Raw genomic sequence first — 19503 nt, 5'->3', positions numbered from 1 at the left:
TCGCTAGGCTGGCCGCGGACGACGAACCGGGAGGAGCACGGACGTGGCCGAGAGCACCATCCAGCAGCAGCCGCTCACGGGCTGGGACAAGCCGGAGCTGGACCTCAGCAGCGCCGAGTGGCACTCGAGCAGTCGCGGTCTGGGGGACGTCCAGATCGCCTTTGTCGAGGGTTTCATCGCGATGCGCAACAGCGGCCGCCCACAGAGCCCTTCGCTGATCTTCACCCCCGCCGAGTGGGGGGCCTTCGTGTCGGGCGCACGGGAGGGAGAGTTCGACCTCACCTGAGCCACCCCCGCCGGAGCCGGTCCGGCGGGCCGATCCGGGGGTGTTCCGCCCGTTTTTCCGGACACGCGACCTCCACCACCCTCCCGGGACCGGGCCCTGAGCCAGGCTGACCCGGGAGGGGGACGGTCGTACTCGGGAAGCGAGGAACCCATGAGCACCCTGCCGGTCATCGCCGCGGTCGACGGCTCGGACGACAGCCTGCGGGCCCTGGACTGGGCCCTCGACGCCGCCCGCCGCCGTGATGCGCCGCTGCGCGTGGTCCATGTGCGGCAGTACGCGGCCTGGATGCAGGCCGACGTCCTCGTCGCGGGACCGCCCGCGGCGGAGGAGGATCCGGTCCTCGGCCAGGTGCGCGCCCGCCTGGCCGCCGAGCCGGAGCAGCCGGACACCGAGTACGTCGCCCTGGAGGGCGCCCCCAGCGCCGTACTGTCCGAACTGGGCGCCACCGCCCAGCTGCTGGTGCTGGGCTCCCGCGGCCGGGGCGGCTTCGCCAGTCTCATCCTCGGCTCCAACGGCATGGCCGCCGCCCGGGACGCCGAGTGCCCCGTCGTGGTGGTGCCCCGGCCCGGGCGCGAGGTCCACGAGGGCGTGCCGGTCGCACCCGGACCCAGAGTCGTGGTCGGCCTCCAGGTCGACAGCTCCGACGAGGCCGTCCTCGGCTTCGCCTTCGCCGAGGCCGCCCGGCGCGGGGCCCTGCTCCAGGTGGTGGCCGCCTACCCGTCCCCGGTACAGATCTGGACCGCCGCCCCCGCCCAGATCGTGCCCCCGCCCGTCGACGACCGGGCCGTCGAGAACGAGACCCGCGCCCTGGTGGAGGGCTTCCTCGCCCCGCACGCCGCCCGGTTCCCGGACGTCACCGCCGAGCCGTACGTGGCCCCGGGCGACGCGGCCGGCCACCTCGTCGCCGCCTCCAAGGACGCGGACCTGGTCGTCGTCGGCCGCCACCGGCGCCGCCTGCTGGCCCCGGCCCGGCTGCTCGGCTCCGTCACCCAGGCCGTCCTGCTGCACGCGGCGAGCCCGGTCGCGGTGGTGCCCCCCTCTCCGCCGGAGGAGTGACGGCGGGCGTACCGGTCAGAAACGCGGGGAACCGCGCGACGAACCACGACGGTGCCGCACCCGGGACGGCACAGGGCCGCAACCCGGCAGCGCCCACGGCCAAGTAGCATGGGCGACATGTCGTTCCTCCGCCGCCGCAGCGCCACGCCCGCCGGGCCCGACTTCGACGTCCTGGCCATGGATCCGGGCGACTGGCCCGGCAATCTGGGCGCCGGGCTGCTGCCCGCCCCCGACGGCAGCTGCCAGGGCGTCTTCCTGCGCTACGACCTGTTCGGCGGCCGCGGCCCCGCGATGATCATCGGCAATCTGCCGGAGGGCTCCCCGGCCCGTGACATCGCCGAGGGAGAGATCCCCTTCGAGGTCGCCCAGCTGCTGCTGGCGCTGGAGAACGACGAGGAGATCACCGTCGTCGGCACCGAGGACGTGCCGGTGATGCAGGGCGACAACCTCCTGATCGTGCGCCGCCTCAAGCTCTCCGAGAGCCGGATCTCCTGCGTGCAGTTCGACCGCAGCGACAACGTCCTGGTGACCATCGCCGCCTGGGACCGCCCCATCACCGACGACCTCTACGCCCTGCTGAAGCCGCTCCCCGCGGAGCTGTTCCAGCAGGGCTGAGGGGCGGCTCGCTACCCGGCCGCGGAGCCGACCTCGACGTCCGCGGCCCGCACGAACGCCACCCGGTGGCCGAACTGGATCTCGTAGTACAGCTCCTTGCCGGTCACCACCCGGTGCGCGGTCTCGTCGAAGGTGACGGCGTAGTAGTACTGGCCGGGCACCTTGTCCCCGACCACGTACTTCTGGCCCTTCGGCAGCCGGTACGGCAGCGGCGACACCGGCTGGGCGGGCACCCCCTCCGGATAGGCGGACGCCTCCGGATAGGCCCGCCCGTACACCGGGACCTCCTCCAGACCGTCCTTCGGCGTCACCACCAGGCCCGTCGCGTGCACGGCCGTCGGCTGCTCAGCCGGGTTGTGGAACCAGGCCTTCTGGCCCAGGTACCAGATCGCCGTCCAGTCCCCGTCCCGCCCGGCGACCGCGTACTGCTGCCCGGTGGAGACCCGCGAGGACAGATCGTTCACCCCGGTGGACGGGGTCCTCCCCAGGCCGATGTCCTTGATCAAGGGGTACGACGTCCCCGGCCCGGAGTACAGCCGGACCGCGCTCGAACCATGGGGTGCGCAGGGCTGGCCCGCCGCCGTGCAGCCCGTGTACGCGGGCCGGTGCTCGGCGTAGTCCGGGCGGATCGTCACCATGCCGCCCTTCTTCCCGGCGGTCGGTGCGAACGGCCGGCCGAGCAGCTCGAAGTAGTGCTGCCAGTCCCAGTACGGGCCCGGGTCGGTGTGCATGGTCCTGATCGTCGCGGCGGTCGGTCCCGGCACCGTGTCATGGCCGAGGATGTGCTGCCGGTCCAGCGGGATGTCGTACTTCTTGGCGAGGTACTTCACCAGCCGGGCCGAGGAGCGGTACATCGCCTCCGTGTACCAGGCGTCCGGGTTCGCCAGGAAACCCTCGTGCTCCAGGCCGATCGACTTGGCGTTGACGTACCAGTTGCCCGCGTGCCAGCCGACGTCCTTCGCCTTCAGGTGCTGGGCGATATGGCCGTCGGTGGAGCGCAGGGAGTAGTTCCAGGAGACGTAGGTCGGGTCCTGGACGAGCCGGAGGACACCCTCCCAGGCGCCTTCGGTGTCGTGCACGACGATGTACTCGATGCTCTGGGACTCCGGCCGGTTCCCGAGGTCGTGGTTGCCGTAGTCGCCGTCCCCGAACTCCTCGTACGGCGCCGGGATCCACTCGCAGGACACCGACGCCGGGCACTCCGTGTCACCGGCGGCCGGGGCGCGCAGTCCGGCGTCCTCCAGGGGCGCGGTGTCGGGCGCCAGGTCCGGCCGGGCCGCCAGGGCGACCTGCTGACCGGCGTCCGTGCGGCGGGCGCCGCCGGTGCGGATCACGTCGTAGACGTCGTTCGCGTACGCCGCCGCCGTGGCGCGGTCGTCGGCGCCGGAGAACAGGGCCACCGCGCCGTACCAGTCCGCCGGGTCCGCGCTCGCCGGTTCGCCCAGGCTCCGCTGAGCGGCGGCGAGCAGCGCGGCACCGCCCGCGACATTGGCGGCGGGATCGGTGCGGAGCCGATTGGGGCTCAGGCCGGTCAGCTCCGCGGCTTTCGGCAGCGTCCGCAGCCGCGCCGGGATCTCACCTTCCTCGGGGATCCGCTCCTCGGGGACGAGCGGGGCGCGGGCCTCGTCACCGCGGGCGTCCTCCGCGCCCTCGCTGTGATGGGCCGCGCCGGCGAGCGCGGTCCGGGCGTCGGTCAGATGCATCGGGCCGTAGCCGCCGGTCACACTCGGCGCTCCGGCATGCGTGTCCCAACGGGACTGGAGATAGGAGACGCCCAGCAGCACGCTCCGCGGCACGCCGTACTCGGCGGCGGCGGAGGTGAACGCCGACTGCAGGAGCAGTGCGGGCGACGGGGCCGGGGCAGGGGCCGCGCCGAGCAGCGGCAGCACCAGGGCGGCGCAGGCCACCGGACCGGCGGCTCTCTTCAGGGCGGTGACGGATCGTCGCAATGCAGCCTCCTGGGACGGTGTGGCGCGATGAGCCGTGCGGGGCCGGGCATTGCGTCCGTGGTACCGGCCTGCCGACGATCCGTCAATCATGCCCAGGAGCAGGGGAAGAGGCGGGCATACGAAGGTCCGCGGTGCGCCGCTGCTCAGGGCGCACCGCGGACCGCCGTCCCCCTCAGCGAGTGCCGACCGCGGCCCGTACGGCCCGTCGGGCCATCTGGCAGTCGTCGTGCAGCCGCCTGAGCAGCAGGCGCTGTTCCTCGCCGGACGGCGCGGCACCCGGGTGGGCCGTGCCCGGTGCCGCCGGGGCCGGGTCGTGCATCGAACGCTGCACGGCCGTCTCGTAGGTACGGATCTCGCGGGTCAGTACCAGCATCAGGTTCACCAGGAACGCGTCCCGTGAGGCCGGACCCGCCGACTGGGCGATCTGGCTGATCTGCCGGCGCGCGACCGGTGCGTCCCCGAGGACCGACCAGAGGGTGGCCAGGTCGTAACCCGGGAGGTACCAGCCCGCGTGCTCCCAGTCCACCAGTACGGGACCGGCCGGGGAGAGCAGGATGTTCGACAGCAGTGCCTCGCCGTGGCAGAACTGGCCCATGCCCTGCCGGCCCGCCGAATGCGTGATGCCGTGCAGCAGCTTCTGCAGGTCTCCCATGTCCCGGTCGGTGAGCAGCCCCAGCTCGTGGTAGCGGGAGATGCGCGAGGCGTAGTCCAGCGGGGCGTCGAAGGTGCCCGCCGGCGGCCGCCAGGCGTTGAGCCGGCAGATCGCCCCCAGGGCCGCCCTGACATCCGTGCGGGGCGGGGCCTCGGAGGGGTGCCGCTGAAGGGCCGCCACGCGCCCCGGCATCCGCTCGATGACCAGCGTGCAGTTGTCCGGGTCCGCCGCGATCAGCCGGGGCGCCCGCACCGGGGGGCGGTGCCGGACGAACGAGCGGTAGGCAGCTATTTCGTGCCTGATCCGCTCGGCCCAGACCGGCGATTGATCCAGTAAACATTTGGCGACGGCCGTGCTGCGTCCTGTCGTCCCCACGAGGAGCACGGACCGCCCGCTCCGGCGCAGGACCTGGACCGGGGCGAACTCCGGGCAGATCCGGTGCACCGACGCGATGGCCGTACGCAGCTGGGCGCCCTGAGGGCCGGACAAGTCGAGTCTCCCGCTGAGCGGTTGGGTGCCGAGCCCCGTGGCGCGGCGGGTACGGCCCGTACCGATGACGGGGGCCGCCGCCGAGCGGGCGGGGTCGAGGTAGGGGCCGCTGCCCGCCGGGCGGGGGTACAGCGTCCGGGGCGGGGCGGACACGGAGGACGATGCTGCGTACATGGGCGAAACAGATCCCTTCGTGTGCCTTCACTGCCTGTTCTGCGCAAGCGCGCTACCCGGCCCGGCCGCAGGAGTGCACCCTGGGGAGTGCGCCCTTTGCAGAGCGGCGACCGGGTCGGGGTGGCGCGTTCCTACCTGACACCCGATGCCCAGTGGCACACCATCTGGCGCACCCTGGCGAACCCTGGCGAATAGTCGCCCGGCAACTCTCCCCGGGCTACTGTCAACTCAGCCGAGAACCTGGGGGCTTGACGTGAACGGACAACCCAACTCCCGCCTCGCGGACCTGTTCGGCCTGGCCGGCTGGTCCAAGGGTGAACTCGCGAGGCTGGTCAACCGGCAGGCGGCGGCCATGGGCCACCCCCAGCTGTCGACCGACACCTCGCGGGTGCGGCGTTGGATCGACATGGGAGAGATCCCGCGCGATCCGGTGCCGCGGGTGCTGGCGGCTCTGTTCACCGAGCGACTCGGCCGTGTCGTGACCATAGAGGACCTCGGTCTGGTCCGGCACGGGCGTGCGGGGAAACGGCAGGGCGGCGGGAGTGTGGAACATCCCGACGGCGTGCCGTGGGCGCCCGAACGGACAGCTGCGGTCCTCACCGAATTCACGGGAATGGACCTCATGCTCAACCGACGCGGCTTGGTGGGCGCGGGTGCCGCGCTCGCCGCGGGATCCGCACTCAGCAGCGCCATGCACGACTGGCTGCTCTCCGATCCGACTCTCAAGGCCGACGCTCCCCGATTCGACGATCCCCTGCACGCCGACCCCGCTGGGTTCGACCGCTACGAGGCCGCCCCCATCGGGTCGCAGGAGATCGAGGAACTGGAGCGTTCCGTAGAGGTGTTCCGTGCCTGGGACGCCGCCCGCGGTGGCGGGCTGCAACGCAAGGCGGTCGTGGGACAGCTCAACGAAGTGGGCGGCATGCTCGCCTACCGGCATCCGGACCACCTCCAGCGGCGCCTGTGGGGCGTCGCCGCCAATCTCGCCGTCCTCGCGGGCTGGATGTCACACGACGTCGGCCTGGAGCCCACGGCGCAGAAGTACTTCGTCATCGCCGCCCACGCGGCCCGTGAGGGCGGCGACCGGCCCCGCGCCGGGGAGGCGCTCTCCCGAGCGGCTCGCCAGATGGTGCACCTGGGCCGGCCCGACGACGCACTGGACCTGATGAAGCTCGCCCAGTCCGGCTCCGGCGCCGAGGTGCTGCCGCGGACCCGGGCGATGCTCTACACCATCGAGGCCTGGGCCCAGGCCTCGATGGGCAAGGGCCAGGCGATGCGCCGCACCCTCGGACAGGCGGAGGACCTGTTCGTCTCCGACAAGGGCGATGTGCCGCCCCCGAGCTGGATGCAGACCTTCAAGGAGGCGGACCTGTACGGCATGCAGGCCCTGGCCTACCGCACGCTGGCGGAGTTCGAGCCGCAGGCGGCCGTGCACGCCCAGCACTACGCGGAGAAGGCGCTGTCCCTGCGGGTCGACGGGCGGCAGCGGTCGAAGATCTTCGACTTCCTGTCCATGGCCTCCGCCTGCTTCATCGCCGACGACCCCGAACAGGCCGACCGTTACGCGCGCCTCGCGCTGGTGTCGATGGGATCCAACTCCTCCCACCGCACCTGGGACCGGCTGCGTCAGATGTACCGGCTGACCGCCGAGTACTCCAGCTATCCGCAAATCCACGAGCTGCGGGAGGAGATCAGAGTGGCCCTGCCCAAGCCGGCGAAGGGCGGTAGCAGCGCACGGGCATAAGGGGATGGCACGGGTACAGGGTCCCGTGCGCTCGATCCCTGCTCACATCATCAGGCTCACATGACTTTGGCGACCAGCACACAGGCGTCGTCCGCGCGCTCGGTCGCGCCGAACTCCTCCATCACCATCCGCACGCAGTCCTGCGCGGAGTGCGCCGCGTCGAAGCGCGGAGCCAGATCGAGGAGACGGTCCGACACGTCGGCTCCGCCCTGCCCGGACACCAGTCCATCGGTGTGCAGGAGCAGCAGGTCGCCGCCGGTCAGGGTCACTTCGGCCTGGTCGTAGGAGGCGCCGGGCGTGGCGCCCAGCAGGACGCCGTCCGGTGCGGCCAGTCTGCGCCCCGTCCCGCCGCGGAACAGCAGCGGGGCGGGGTGTCCCGCCTGTGCCCAGACCAGGGTGCGGGTGGCGGGCCGGTAGCGGCAGCAGACGGCGCTGCCGAGGGCGGGCTGGACGGTGGCGTCGAGTAACTGGTTGAGCCAGGACATCAGCTGGCCGGGCGCGGTGCCGGCCATCGCCATGCCGCGCACGGCACCCAGCAGGGTCGCCATGCCCGAGGCCGCGGCCACGCCTTGGCCGGTGAGGCCGCCGACGCTCAGCAGCGTCTCGCCGCTGGGGAGTTCGAGGGCGTCGTACCAGTCGCCGCCGATCGGCGAGCCGTTGGTGGAGGGCAGGTGACGGGCGGCGAGGTCCAGGGTTTCCGGGCCCTGACGCGGGAGGCGCAGGGAGCCGCGCCACGGCGGCAGCACAGCCTCCTGCAACTCGACCGCCAGCCGGTGCTCGGTCTGCGCGCGGTGCCGCTGGCGCTGGAGCGAGTCACGGGTCTCGCTCACCTCGCGCTGGCTGCGGCGCAGTTCGCTGACGTCCCGCAGCACGGCCCACATCGAGGCGGTGCTGCCGTCGGCATCGAGCACCGGCTCGCCCATCATGTGGACGGTCCGTACCTCGCCGCCCGGGCGGACGACGCGGAACTCCCCGTCGATCGGCTTGGCGTCGACGAGGCAGTCGGTGACCATCGCGGTCAGCCGCGGCCGGTCCTCGTCGAGGACCAGGGAGGGCAGTTCGTCCAGGGTGAGCGGGGGAGCGGAGGCGTCCCGGCCCAGGATCTGGTACAGCTCGCCGGACCAACTGGCCTCGTCGGTCAGGAGGTTCCACTCCGCGCTGCCGACGCGGCTGAGCAGCGATGCGCCGGGCGGCGCGGGCTCGGGGGCCGCGGGCGTCGCCGATGCGGTGGGCACCGGCGGCGGTCCCTCCCGCAGCTGGGCCAAGTGGGCGTCGAGGTCGTCGAGTTGGGTGAGGGCCAGGTCGTACAGCGCGCGCTGCCAGCGGTCCTGCGGGTCCGAACCGTCACCGGGCGTGTCCCGGCGTACCGCGTCCACGTCGCCCTTGAGGCGTCGCGCCTGCGTTATCAGCGCGTCGACCGAGCCGCGTCCGGGCGGCTGGGCGGCTGGGCGGTCCGCAGAGAGATGGGACGGCATGACGCACTCCGGTGAAGGGGACGGTACGACCAGATTGACGGAGGGACCGTTACGACTGTTGCACAGCCCGAGACGCGCTGTAAGGGATTCGGCAACACCCGATCCGGTGGTGCTTCTGGCATATGCCAGTGTCTTCACGGGCCGGTCCCGCCATGCCGATGGCGTACTGTTCCGCCGGGTCAAGTCGTAGACAGGGTACGTGGTTTGACGGGGCGTCGGGCCGACGATGAGGAGCCCACCCTCGTGTTCGACGGCAGTCTGTTCGAGGGGGCCCGCGTCTGTCGCGGGGGCTTCGGGTGGCTTCGGGCGGGTAAGGCGAGAATGCTCCAGCTGGGCGTGACGCAGGTCACTCAAGGGAATCCGGCGCAGGGGTAATGCGAAGGGCGTCTGCGAGGTCTTAAAGACATCCCGGCTTTCGCCGGTCCGACCTCATCGATCACCACGGGGGAGATCGTTATGGACGTCACCTTTGAGCAGCCTGTCCGCGCTCGTCTCATCACCGCCGACGAGGAGACGCTGCCCGCTCCCGCCACGCTCCGGTACAGCTCGGCCGACCCGCTGGCCGTGCACATCGACTTCCCGTCCGAGGTGTCCCTCGACGGCGAGGGCGTCACCTGGACCTTCGCCCGCTCGCTGCTGGCGGAGGGGCTGCACGGCCCGGCCGGAGCGGGGGACGTGCACATCTGGCCGTGCGGCCCGGCCCGTACGGTGCTGGAGTTCCACTCGCCGTACGGGCTGGCCCTGCTGCAGTTCGACACCTCGGCGCTGCGCCGCTTCCTGGCGCGCAGCTGCGCGGTCGTCGCCGTCGGCCAGGAGGACGTCGGGTCGGCCGTGGACGAGGGGCTCAGCGCGCTCTTCGGGAGCGTGTGACCCGGCTCAGTAGCGCAGGACGCCCGCGATGCCGGTGGCGTCGTCCAGGGTGCCGTCCGGTACGAAGCGGACGTCGGCGCCGGTCTCCAGGCACTGTTCGACGATCTCGTCCACGATGTCCTCGCGGGCGTCGAGGTCGCCGCTGTCGGCCGGGACCAAATGGTCGCCGGCGTCGTCGCGGACGGTCGCGCGGTAGTTCTCCTCGACCGCCAGCAGCCGGACCCGGCCCTCGCGGGCGCTCTGCCAGACCTCGTCGAGACCGGCCGCGTACGCCTTGCGGCCCCGGGCCGTCTCCAGTTCCCGGGCCACCTCGTCGACGGTTTTACGGCCGTCGGCCGCGACCATGGGCCGTACCGCCTGCCACACCGCGTCCGGGGTCGCGTGCGAGAGGCCGCCGTGCCGGACGTGGACGGCGTCCTTGGTGACGCTGCCGACCTCGTCGAGCAGGGACAGCGCGGCGGTCTCGCCCGTGACGTACAGCGGGCGCGGATCGTCGCGCAGCAGCCCGCCGATCGCGGTGTCGGCCTCCCGCAGGAAGTGCCGGGTGTCCTCGTCGCGGAAGGTGCTCGGCAGATCGCCGATCCGCTCCTGGCGCTCGGCGTCGAAGTTGTCCGTGCTCCGGGTGAGCGGGAAGCCGCCGATGTGTTCCTCCACCACCCGGTCGGTTCCGCCGCTCCACAGCGCGACCCGGTCGGCGGAGACCGAGAGCACCCAGAACGGCCGCTCGGCGGCCTGCGCCGAGACGAGGTTGCGGGTGAGGAAGGTGTCGGAGAGGACCACGCGCTCGGGCACCGGGCGCGCCAGCGACCACACCTGGTGCTCACCCGGCGCGGCGAAGATCGCCAGGCCGTCCTCGGCGTGCGTCAGGTCGACCTCGGTGAGCGCCTCCTCCAGCTGCCGGACGACGTCGATCCGCCGTTCCCGGCTGACCGCGGGATCCGCTTCCAGCCGCTTCTTGGCGTCGGCCACGACATTGCGCAGCCGGACCGCGTCCTGGGCGTTGTCGGGCTCCCTGCGGTGCGTCGGGGTCAGTACGGACACCGCGGGGTAGGGGCGCGGGCGGCGCAGCTCGGCGAGTGTGGCGGGACTCAGTGCATGCTCCATGACAGCACGATAGGACTGATTCGCGAATAGGGCATGGGGGGCAAACGGGACAGGCGTTCCGGGCATTTCACCGCTAACCTCGCTCAGGTCACCGCGACGGCGCCCTGGGACACCGCGCACAGTGTTTCCGTGCCCTGGCTGTCGACGGTGACCAGATCGCAGCGGCACACCACCCGGGTGCGGCCCGCGCGGACCACCTCCGCGTGCGCCCGCAGGAGTTCGCCCTTGGCCGGGCGCAGGAAGTCGAGCGTGAGCCCGGAGGTGGTCAGCCGGGGCCCGGCCACGGTTCCGGCGGCGAAGGCCGTCGCGTTGTCCGCGGCGTAGCCGAGCACCCCGCCGTGGACGTAGCCGAACTGCTGCAGCAGCTCGTCGCGGATGTCCAGTTCCAGGGTCGCCGCGCCCTCGCCGAACGCTGTCAGGCGGGCCCCGAGCAGGGCGCTGAAGGGCTGGGCGGCCAGTACGTTCCTGGCCGACGCCAGGTCCAGGGACTCGGTCATCAGAACCTCACTTCAGTAGTGAAGTGAGAGTGGCGCGGGGATGCCGCCTCTGTCAAGATCGGGCCATGTCCGAGCCCGATCAGCGCCTCTACTTCCTGCTGCAGCGAGCGGCGCACCGGCTGCGCACCACCGCCGACCGGCGCTGTGTGGCCGCCGCCGGGATCACCACCGCCCAGCTCGGCGCGCTGTTCGCCGTCGAGGACCGCCCGGGCATCACCCAGCAGCAGCTGGCGCGCTCGCTCGGCCTGCGGGAGTCGGCCGTCACGGGCCTGGTGACCCGGCTGACCACGGCCGGACTCCTCGCCAAGCGGGCGCACCCCGGCGAACACCGGGCCGTGGTCCTGGAGTTGACCGAGGCCGGGACCGCCGCCCTGGGCGCGGCCCGCCCCGAGATCGACCGCTTCAACGCCGAACTGCGGGAACTGCTCGGCGACGACGGCTTCGGCCGGACCGCGGCCGCCCTGCACCGGATCGCGTACCGGGAGGACTGAGCGGGCCGCCTCAGTCCTCCTGCGCCGGCCCGCAGGAACTGCCGTTCGCCGGCAGGGAGCCGTACAGCAGGAACGCGTCCACCTTCTCGTGCACGCACTTGGACGAGGCGTACCCGGTGTGGCCGCCGTCGCGGTTGTCGAGCACCACGGCCGAGGGGCCGAGGCGGCGTGCGGTCTGCGTGGTCCAGCGGTACGGCGTCGCCGGGTCGCCCCGGGTGCCGATCAGGAGCATCTTCGGGCCGTCCAGGTCCTTGACCTTCTCGCGGATGAAGTCGGTGCCCTTGGGGCGGCCGTAGCACATCAGGACCTCGGTGAGCCGGTAGCGGCCGAACACCGGGGAGGCCCGCTCGTACGCGGCGCGCAGCCGGTCGAGGTTGCGGGTGATGTCCTCGGCGCTGGGCCGGTCGGGATCGTCCGCGCAGTTGATCGCCATCAGCGCCGCGGGGAGGTTGTCCAGGGGGACGTCCTCGGTGTCCACGAGACCGCTGTGGCCGTCGTCGTCGCCGTTGCGGCCGGGCACGGTCATACCGCCCGAGGCGAAGCCCAGCACGCCCCGGGTGTCGCCGTCCTCCACCAGGGAGGTCAGGGCGCGCTGCAGCGACGGCCACAGGTCCTCGCTGTACAGCGCCTGCCCGATGGCGCCCACCAGGTCCTGGCCGGTGAACTCGTCCCCGAAGTCCGTCGGCACGGGATCCTCGTCCAGCGACTCCACGAGCCGCTCGACCTCCTCGCGCGCGGTGCGGGCATCCTGTCCGAAGGGGCAGCCGATGTCCTCGGCACACCAGTCGACGAACTCCTCCAGCGCCTTCTGCTGCCCCTGGGCGCCCGCCACGCCCTGTTCGGTGAGCGGCTCGGTGAGGGTGTCCACGCCGTCGAGCACCATGCGGCCCACCTTGTCGGGGAACTGTTTCGCGTAGACCGCCCCGAGCCGGGTGCCGTAGGAGAAGCCGAGGTAGTTGAGCTTGCTGTCGCCGACCGCTCGGCGCATCACGTCGAGGTCTCGGGAGGCGTTCACGGTGCCTATGTGGGGCAGTACGGGCCCGGAGTGCTTGGCGCACGCGGCGGCCGTGGCGCGTATCTGCTCCAGCACCGCCTGCGGATCGGCGTCGAGTTCGGTGCTGTCGTCGGTCGAGTCGGCGGTCGCCTCGGCGCCGTCGCCGCAGCTGACCGGCGAGGACCGGCCGACGCCGCGCGGGTCGAAGGTCACCACGTCGTAGTCGTCCGTCAGGCCCATGAAGTCCTTGCCGCCGTAGGCGAGCTGGTCGACGCCCGCACCGCCGGGACCGCCGAAGTTCAGCAGCACCGAGCCGCGCGCCTCACCCGTGGCCCGGTAGCGGGCCAGCGCCAGGTCGAGCGTCCCGGCCTCCGGGTCCGCGTAGTCGAGGGGGACCGTGACCTTGCCGCACTGCAGGTCCTTGGGCGCCTCCATGCCCTGGCACTTCCCCCACGCCACCTTCTGACGGTAGAACCGCGTCAGATCCGGCTCGTCACCGTCGGCCGCCGGCAGTCCCAGCCCGAGCACGGTCAGCCCTACGGCCGAGATGACGGCGAAGTGCCGCAGGGCGGGCCGTTTCGACAGCTTGCCCAGCATCGATGCCTCCACGGGCGCCCGTCGGCGGACCGGGATCCGGCGCCCTCGATCACGATAAGCGGCCCTCCGTGGCTGCGCCTCCGGGGCTCCGTCTCCGGGGCTCCGTCTCCGGGCGAGCGGGAGCGCCCGCGGCAGGCCGCTGTCCGCGCTCTCCTCGCCGCCCGTTGCATGCACATACGCGGCACTGAATCCACATACAGCAGCTTTGCCGCTAGTTCGATAAGCCTGCCACTCGATGGGGTGAAAGGCCGATTAGCCATAACTCCGATGGTTCGCCTGCGTTTAATCCGGTGCGGGTGAGCGCCCGCGTCCATCTCTGGAAGGCAGGGAACCTATGAGACGGGTTACCCGAAACGGTGTGATCGCCGTCGCCGCCGTGTCCGGTGCGATGGCTGTGACGATGCCCGCGCAGGCCGACTCCGGGGCCGACGGCGCCGCGGTCGGCTCGCCCGGAGTGATCTCCGGCAACACCCTCCAGCTCCCGGTGCACGTCCCGGTGAACGTGTGCGGGAACACCGTGAACGTGGTGGGGCTGCTCAACCCGGCCGCGGGGAACACCTGCGCCAACACGAGCGCGGGCGACGAGCGCGGCGCACCGGGCGGAGCGTCGGCCCGGGACGGAGCGTCCGCCGGGGACGGAGCGTCCGCCGGGGGCGGAGCGTCCGCGCGGGGCGGAGCAGAGGATTCGCCCGGTGTGGTCTCCGGCAACGGCGTGCAGCTGCCGGTCCAGCTCCCGGTGAACGTCAGCGGCAACAGTGTGAACGTGGTCGGCCTCGGCAACGCGGCCGTCGGCAACGAGTCGGAGAACTCCTCCGGCGACCGCCCCGTACGACCCGACCGCCCCGCGGAACCTGCCCCCCGGCCGCCCGCGCCGCCCCGCGCACAGCCGGGTCCGAAGCCCGCGGAGGAGGCTCCCGACCGTCCCGGGGCCTCGCTCGCCCACACCGGGGCGGACCACACCGTTCCCGCGCTGGCGGGCAGCGCCGCCCTCGTCCTCGGCGGCGCCGTCCTCTACCGGCGCTCCCGCGTCCGGACGGCGCGCTGACGCCAGGCAGGCGAGGCCCCACCGGGCGCGCGACCGGTGGGGCCTTCGCCGTGCTCAGCGCGCCGTCCCGGAGCCGTCGCGGTCCGGAAGCGTCGGGTCCGAGCCGATGCGGGTGACGGTGAGCTCCCGGGTCAGGGGCGCGAACACCTCGGTGACCCGGTCCGGGTCGGGTATCTGGTGGCGGCGTTCATGGAGAACATGCCGACGTACCGGATCGGACCCGCCTCGCGCTGGCCCGGCTGCCCGATCTGAACCTGCGCCAGTGCCTGCGCCGGGGTGGCCGGCACCGCCGGGTTGAGGCGCCGGCACAGGGCGTGGAAGGGCAGCCGGCTCGCCTCCGGGCCGTACAGGATCTGCCGTTCCAGATAGGCGATGTTCCCGGCCCCGGCCTCCACGGCCTCGATCCGGCGGCTCACGGCGGCGGCGAGCGTCAGCGGATACAGGTTCGGTCCCGCCCCGGACTCCACCGAGCGGGCCACCGATCCGGGGGCCGGCCGCCGGTAGAACGCCGAGTGGTGGGCGATGACCGCCGCGTCCGAGGGGTGCACCTCCCGGTAGTTCTCGGCGAGGTGGTCCGCGACCGGCCAGCGGTTCCAGTCCACGTCGTCGTTGTGTGTCGTCATGGCCGCACCGGCCCTGCATCTCGGCGGGAAGGCGCCCCGGGTCAGCCCTGCCGGCGGTGGAAGCGGACGTGCAGGGCGCGCACCTCGTCCACCAGCTCCGCCACCGGGCCCTCGACGGTCACGCCGGGCGCGACCTCACGGACCGGCAGCGTGCGCACCGGCGGGGCGGGCACGCCCAGCTCGCTCAGCCAGGAGCCGAGCTGCTCGCTGGAGGCGACGTAGACGATGCGGCCGAGGCCCACCCAGCCGTGAGCGGCCGCGCACATGGGGCAGTGCTCACCGGAGGTGTAGACGGTCGCCGCCGCCCGCTCCTCGGGGGTGAGGTGCGCAGCCGACCAGCGGGCCAGTTCGAACTCGGGATGCCGGGTGCGGTCGCCGGAGGCCACCCGGTTGTGGTCCTCGGCGAGCACCGAACCGTCCGCCCCGACGAGCACCGAACCGAACGGCTCGTCCCCGGCGTCCAGCGCCTCGGCCGCCAGCTCCACGCAGCGGCGCAGGTGCGGCAGTTCGGCGTCCTTCACGACCATGGCGTACGCCCCTTCTCACGCAGGTGATCTTCCTGCGCACCCTACGCCTGGCCGCCCATTGCCATACCCTCTCGCGAGAGTTATAGTCTCTAACAGAAACGACACTGAATAACTCACCCTCCAGGAGGGGTCAGCCATGACTGCCACCGCACGCCCTCTGCACGTCGTCCTCGGCTCCGGGCCCGCCGGAACCGCGCTCGCCCGGGAACTGGTCCGCCGCGGTCACCCGGTGCGGCTCGTCGACCGCAAGGGGGAGGGGCCCACCCTCGACGGGGTCGAGCGGTTCGCCGCCGATGTGTCCACCGCCGAGGGCGCGCGGGCCGCCGTGGCCGGAGCCGCCGTGGCCTACCACTGCGTCAACGTCGGCTATCACCTCCAGGTCGAGGTGATGCCCCGGATCCAGGAGGCCGTCCTGGCCGCCGTCGAGGCCGTCGGCGCCCGCCTGGTGGTGCTGGACACGCTGTATCCGTACGGCGAGACCGGCGGAGCGGTGATGACCGAGGACTCGCCGTGGCAGGCCACCACCCGCAAGGGGCGGATGCGGGCCGAACTCGACGAGAAGTACCTCGCCGCCCACCGGGAGGGCCGCGCCCGCGTCGTCCTCGGCCGGTCAGCCGACTTCGTCGGCCCCGGCGTGCTCAACTCCACCCTCGGCGGTGCCGTGTTCCCGGCCGCCCTGACCGGCGGTGAGGTGCCCGGCCTCGGTGACATCGACCTGCCGCACAGTTACACGAACATCGAGGACGTGGCCGCCGGTCTCGCAACCTTGGGCGAGCGGCCCGAGGGCGACGGCCGCGTCTGGCACCTGCCCACGGCGCCCGCCGTCAGCACCCGCGAGATCCTCGCCATGATCGAGAAGCGGGCGGGCAGGCCGCTGAACATCGTGCCCGTGCCCGAAGCCCGCCCCTTCGGCCCCTTCGACGAGGAGTTCATGGCCGAGTACGCGGAGATGTTCTACCAGCACACCGAGCCCCAGATCATGGACTCCTCGGCCTTCGAGCGGGCTTTCGGCGCGGCCCCGACCCCCCTGGCCGACACCATCGACACCACGGTGGCCTGGTACGCCGCATGGCTCGGCCGGCTCTGATCGGCGGGGTCGAACCGGGCAGGGTGGCCGCGATGCCGTCGCCTTCCGGGCACTGGCGATACTCGGGCGTATGAAGGAACACGCGCTGGACGGCGGGGCCGTCAACAGGGTCGTACGGGTGGGAGCGACGGTCCGGCGCGAGCCGTCACCGGGATCGGCGTACGTACGCGGCCTGCTGGCCCACTTCGAACGCCACCGGTGGCCGGGCGCCCCGCGCTTCCTCGGCACCGACGAGCGGGGGCGGGAGGTCTTCGACTTCATCGAGGGACGCGCGGCGGTGAGCCCCGAGGAGCGGGCCGCGGCCCGCACGGACGCCGCCCTGGTGCGGACCGTCCGGCTGGTCCGGGAGTTCCACGACCTGACCCACGGCACACCCCTGGCCGGCGACCGGGACGTGGTCTGCCACAACGACCTCGCCCCGAAGAACACCGTCTACGACGACGATGGGCGGCCCAGGGCCTTCATCGACTGGGACCTCGCCGCGCCGGGGGAGCGGGTGCACGACGTCGCCCATGTCTGCTGGCAGTACCTCGACCTCGGCCCGGGCGTGACCGACGTGCCCGAGGTGGCCCGGCGGATCGGGCTCGTGCGCGAGACGTACGGCGAGGGTGACCTCGACGGCCTGATCGACACCGTGCTGTGGTGGCAGGACCGGTGCCGACGGGGCATCGCGGCCGGGGCCGAGCGGGGGGAGGAGGCCATGGTCGCCCTGCGGGACCAGGGTGTGGTGGAGCAGGTGCGGGCGGCTCACGACTGGGTGGCGGACCATCGCCGGGAACTCGGTCGAGCGCTCCTGGGCGGAGGAGAGGGTGTGTCAGCGACCCGGCGGGGTGACTGACCGCGGACACAGGGCGCCGGCCGGCCCGTGTCGTCACGGACCGGCCGACGCGTCCTCCTTCTGACTCTCGTTCCTCACTTCGTGGCTCTGCGGCCTTCGTGGCTCTACGGCCGGGGGACGCTCTTCGCCGCCGTACCGGCGCACACCAGGCCGAGGATCAACGCCAGGGCGCCGATGATGATGTTGTTCCACACCACGCCCGCGTCAGGGCCGTCCCCGACGATCCACGGCGAGACGATCATCCAGACGCCCAGCGCGCACATGGCCCAGCTCAGGCCGTACATGCGCTCCGGGGCGCGGGTGAACCCGAGGGCCAGGAGGCCGATCGCGATGCCCATGACCAGGTTGTGCGGAACGAGGTCCGGCTGGCTGGTCGTGTAGTGGACGACCCAGGGGGATACGGCGCAGTACAGACCGAGCAGGAACACCGGTCCGTCCACGAGCGCCACATCGCGACCGCCGAGCATGCGGGCGTACCGATCCCGCATTTCGGGTGCGTCAGGGTGGCTGGTGATGTCACCTCTGGTGGGCGAGACGTTGGCCATCACTCGTCTCCTTCGACTAGGCCTGACCGCGTCTGGTGCGGTATGCGGACAGCGCCGCATTTCTACATTCTGCTCTTATTTATCCTTTATGTGTAGAGACGGGAGGGAGGGAAGGCGAGTACGGGAATGATGTGCGGGCCACAATGGTTGGCCTATGCATCAATACGTCGATCCTCAGCGAGGCACCGTGAACCACCCCGCCGACACCGTGGCGCGACTGCGCGCCGCCTTCCGCACCGGCCGCACCAAGCCCGTCGAGTGGCGCGTCACGCAACTGCGCCGGCTGCGCGCGATGCTCACCGAGAACGCCCCGGAGCTGGCCGCGGCCCTCCACGCCGACCTCGGCAAGAGCGCCACCGAGGCCCGGCGCACCGAGATCGGCTTCACCGTCCGCGAGATCGACCACACCCTCGATCACCTCGACGGCTGGCTGCGCCCCGAGCCCGCCCCCGTCCCGGACCACCTCGGAGCCGACGCGCGCGCCTGGACGCAGTACGACCCGCTCGGCGTCGTCCTCGTCATCGCCCCCTGGAACTACCCGGCGCAACTCCTGCTGACCCCGCTCCTCGGCGCCCTCGCCGCGGGCAACGCGGTCGTGGCCAAGCCCAGCGAGCTGGCCCCGGCGACCTCGGCGGTGCTGGCCCGGCTGCTGCGGGACTATCTGGATCCGGAGGCGGTGGCGGTCGTCGAGGGCGGAGTTCCCGAGACCACGGCCCTGCTGGCCGAGCGCTTCGACCACATCTTCTACACGGGCAACGGCACGGTCGGCCGCATCGTGATGCGCGCCGCGGCCGAGCACCTGACCCCGGTCACCCTCGAACTCGGCGGCAAGTCACCGGCGTTCGTCGACCGGGACGCGGACCTGAAGGTCGTCGCCGACCGGCTGGCCGCGGGCAAGTTCCTCAACGCGGGGCAGACCTGCGTGGCGCCCGACTACGTCCTCACCGACCCGGCCACCGCCGCCGCGCTGGAGCGCGAACTCGTCCGCGCGGTGGAGTCGTTGTACGGCACCGACCCGGCGGCCTCGCCCGAGTACGGCCGTATCGTCAACGAACGGCACTTCGACCGGCTGAGCGGGCTGCTCGACTCGGGGCGGGTGGTCGTGGGCGGCTCCGGTGACCGCGCGTCGAAGTACCTCGCGCCGACCGTGCTGGCCGACGTCGACCCCGCCTCGCCGGTGATGAGCGAGGAGATCTTCGGCCCCATCCTGCCGATCGTCACCGTTCCCGGCCTGGACGAGGCCATCGGCTTCATCAACGACCGCGACAAGCCGCTCGCCCTGTACGTCTTCACCGAGTCGGGCGACACGCGTGGGCGCATCGCCGCCGAGACGTCATCCGGCGGCCTCGGGCTCGGTCTCCCGCTCGCCCATCTCACCGTCTCCGACCTGCCGTTCGGCGGGGTGGGGGAGAGCGGCACGGGCAACTACCACGGCCGCTACTCCATCGAGACGTTCAGTCACCGCAAGGCCGTACTGGAGAAGCCGCTGACCTGAGGTGCGGATCAGCTCCTCGCGAGCAGACCGCGGGTGCGCAGCACCCAGCGCTCCAGGGGGCTGAAGATCAGCAGGTCGATGGCGATGCCGACGAGCAGGATCAGGAAGATGGCCAGGAACACCTGGGACATGCTGGCGTTGTTGCGGCCGTTCTCCAGCAACTGGCCGAGCCCGACGCCCAGATCGGGGGAGGAGGCGATGATCTCGGCGGCCATCAGTGAGCGCCAGGAGAACGCCCAGCCCTGCTTCAGACCGGCCAGATAGCCCGGCAGGGCTCCCGGCATCACGATGTGCCAGGTGCCCTTCAGGCCGGTGGCGCCCAGGGTGCGCCCGGCGCGCAGGAACAGCGG

19 protein-coding genes and 1 pseudogene are annotated in these 19503 nt (G+C 72.3%); 10 read left to right on the top strand and 10 right to left on the bottom strand.

Annotated elements, in window-relative coordinates:
* Window positions 1–43 precede the first annotated feature (43 nt).
* The 3 genes from ACWD1Z_RS07420 (at window position 44) to ACWD1Z_RS07410 (ending at window position 1957) form a co-directional block, all read left to right on the top strand.
* The gene (locus tag ACWD1Z_RS07420; protein ID WP_250072611.1) at window positions 44–286 is read left to right on the top strand and encodes a DUF397 domain-containing protein; all 243 of its coding nucleotides are present in this window, start codon (window positions 44–46) and stop codon (window positions 284–286) included.
* 150 nt (window positions 287–436) lie between these two features.
* Window positions 437–1342, top strand: a complete 906-nt coding sequence (locus ACWD1Z_RS07415; protein ID WP_451116383.1) for a universal stress protein — start codon at window positions 437–439, stop codon at window positions 1340–1342.
* 117 nt (window positions 1343–1459) lie between these two features.
* Window positions 1460–1957 (top strand): hypothetical protein, encoded by a 498-nt coding sequence (locus ACWD1Z_RS07410; RefSeq protein WP_250072606.1) that lies wholly within the window; start codon window positions 1460–1462, stop codon window positions 1955–1957.
* Window positions 1958–1968: 11 nt separating this feature from the next.
* On the opposite strand, the gene ACWD1Z_RS07405 is transcribed toward ACWD1Z_RS07410, so the two are convergent.
* Both ACWD1Z_RS07405 and ACWD1Z_RS07400 read right to left on the bottom strand, forming a co-directional pair.
* Window positions 1969–3996, bottom strand: a complete 2028-nt coding sequence (locus tag ACWD1Z_RS07405) for an N-acetylmuramoyl-L-alanine amidase (protein ID WP_451116381.1) — start codon at window positions 3994–3996, stop codon at window positions 1969–1971.
* Between the two features lie 82 nt (window positions 3997–4078).
* Window positions 4079–5221, bottom strand: coding sequence for an aminoglycoside phosphotransferase family protein (locus tag ACWD1Z_RS07400; RefSeq protein ID WP_451116379.1), 1143 nt, complete (start codon window positions 5219–5221; stop codon window positions 4079–4081).
* A 253-nt stretch (window positions 5222–5474) separates the two neighbouring features.
* On the opposite strand from ACWD1Z_RS07400, the gene ACWD1Z_RS07395 reads away from it, so the two are divergent.
* Entirely contained in the window at window positions 5475–6965 is a 1491-nt protein-coding gene (locus tag ACWD1Z_RS07395) for a DNA-binding protein NsdB (protein WP_451116377.1), read from the top strand.
* Window positions 6966–7021: 56 nt separating this feature from the next.
* Here ACWD1Z_RS07395 and ACWD1Z_RS07390 read toward each other — a convergent pair whose 3' ends face one another.
* Window positions 7022–8440: a PP2C family protein-serine/threonine phosphatase gene (locus tag ACWD1Z_RS07390; protein ID WP_451116375.1), complete on the bottom strand. Its 1419-nt coding sequence runs from the start codon at window positions 8438–8440 to the stop codon at window positions 7022–7024.
* A gap of 456 nt (window positions 8441–8896) precedes the next feature.
* Between ACWD1Z_RS07390 and ACWD1Z_RS07385 the strand changes: the two genes are divergently transcribed.
* Window positions 8897–9310 carry an SsgA family sporulation/cell division regulator gene (locus ACWD1Z_RS07385; protein WP_451116373.1) on the top strand — a complete coding sequence of 138 codons (414 nt, stop codon included), beginning with the start codon at window positions 8897–8899 and terminating at the stop codon, window positions 9308–9310.
* Between the two features lie 6 nt (window positions 9311–9316).
* Here the strand turns inward: ACWD1Z_RS07385 and ACWD1Z_RS07380 are convergent, their stop codons facing one another.
* Both ACWD1Z_RS07380 and ACWD1Z_RS07375 read right to left on the bottom strand, forming a co-directional pair.
* Complete coding sequence (locus tag ACWD1Z_RS07380) at window positions 9317–10414, bottom strand: baeRF3 domain-containing protein (RefSeq protein WP_451116372.1); 1098 nt, start codon at window positions 10412–10414, stop codon at window positions 9317–9319.
* A gap of 83 nt (window positions 10415–10497) precedes the next feature.
* Window positions 10498–10911: a PaaI family thioesterase gene (locus tag ACWD1Z_RS07375; RefSeq protein WP_451116371.1), complete on the bottom strand. Its 414-nt coding sequence runs from the start codon at window positions 10909–10911 to the stop codon at window positions 10498–10500.
* Between the two features lie 65 nt (window positions 10912–10976).
* Between ACWD1Z_RS07375 and ACWD1Z_RS07370 the strand changes: the two genes are divergently transcribed.
* Window positions 10977–11402 carry a MarR family winged helix-turn-helix transcriptional regulator gene (locus ACWD1Z_RS07370; protein ID WP_451116369.1) on the top strand — a complete coding sequence of 142 codons (426 nt, stop codon included), beginning with the start codon at window positions 10977–10979 and terminating at the stop codon, window positions 11400–11402.
* Between the two features lie 10 nt (window positions 11403–11412).
* Here ACWD1Z_RS07370 and ACWD1Z_RS07365 read toward each other — a convergent pair whose 3' ends face one another.
* On the bottom strand, window positions 11413–12993 hold the full coding sequence (locus ACWD1Z_RS07365; RefSeq protein WP_451116367.1) for an alpha/beta fold hydrolase: 1581 nt from the start codon (window positions 12991–12993) through the stop codon (window positions 11413–11415).
* A gap of 358 nt (window positions 12994–13351) precedes the next feature.
* On the opposite strand from ACWD1Z_RS07365, the gene ACWD1Z_RS07360 reads away from it, so the two are divergent.
* Window positions 13352–14038: a chaplin gene (locus ACWD1Z_RS07360; protein ID WP_451116366.1), complete on the top strand. Its 687-nt coding sequence runs from the start codon at window positions 13352–13354 to the stop codon at window positions 14036–14038.
* Between the two features lie 54 nt (window positions 14039–14092).
* Here ACWD1Z_RS07360 and ACWD1Z_RS07355 read toward each other — a convergent pair.
* Together ACWD1Z_RS07355 and ACWD1Z_RS07350 are read right to left on the bottom strand one after the other, a co-directional pair.
* A pseudogene (locus ACWD1Z_RS07355) lies at window positions 14093–14661 on the bottom strand (class I SAM-dependent methyltransferase).
* Between the two features lie 41 nt (window positions 14662–14702).
* Complete coding sequence (locus ACWD1Z_RS07350; protein WP_451116364.1) at window positions 14703–15188, bottom strand: nucleoside deaminase; 486 nt, start codon at window positions 15186–15188, stop codon at window positions 14703–14705.
* A 136-nt stretch (window positions 15189–15324) separates the two neighbouring features.
* Here ACWD1Z_RS07350 and ACWD1Z_RS07345 point away from each other — a divergent pair, with 136 nt between their 5' ends.
* Window positions 15325–16275: an NAD-dependent epimerase/dehydratase family protein gene (locus ACWD1Z_RS07345; protein ID WP_451116362.1), complete on the top strand. Its 951-nt coding sequence runs from the start codon at window positions 15325–15327 to the stop codon at window positions 16273–16275.
* Window positions 16276–16345: 70 nt separating this feature from the next.
* Entirely contained in the window at window positions 16346–17113 is a 768-nt protein-coding gene (locus ACWD1Z_RS07340; protein ID WP_451116360.1) for a phosphotransferase, read from the top strand.
* A 104-nt stretch (window positions 17114–17217) separates the two neighbouring features.
* Here the strand turns inward: ACWD1Z_RS07340 and ACWD1Z_RS07335 are convergent, their stop codons facing one another.
* A complete protein-coding gene (locus tag ACWD1Z_RS07335; protein WP_451116359.1) occupies window positions 17218–17658 on the bottom strand; it encodes an SPW repeat protein in 441 nt (146 codons plus the stop codon).
* Window positions 17659–17812: 154 nt separating this feature from the next.
* Here ACWD1Z_RS07335 and ACWD1Z_RS07330 point away from each other — a divergent pair, with 154 nt between their 5' ends.
* Window positions 17813–19153 (top strand): aldehyde dehydrogenase family protein, encoded by a 1341-nt coding sequence (locus tag ACWD1Z_RS07330; RefSeq protein WP_451116357.1) that lies wholly within the window; start codon window positions 17813–17815, stop codon window positions 19151–19153.
* A gap of 8 nt (window positions 19154–19161) precedes the next feature.
* Here the strand turns inward: ACWD1Z_RS07330 and ACWD1Z_RS07325 are convergent.
* Window positions 19162–19503, bottom strand: a 342-nt coding sequence (locus ACWD1Z_RS07325) for an ABC transporter permease (protein WP_451116355.1), incomplete at its 5' end; no start/stop codon positions are given.

This window comes from Streptomyces sp. NPDC002784, assembly GCF_053592135.1.
Note: the sequence above shows the minus strand (reverse complement) of the source record. Positions and strands in the feature narration are given on the sequence as shown.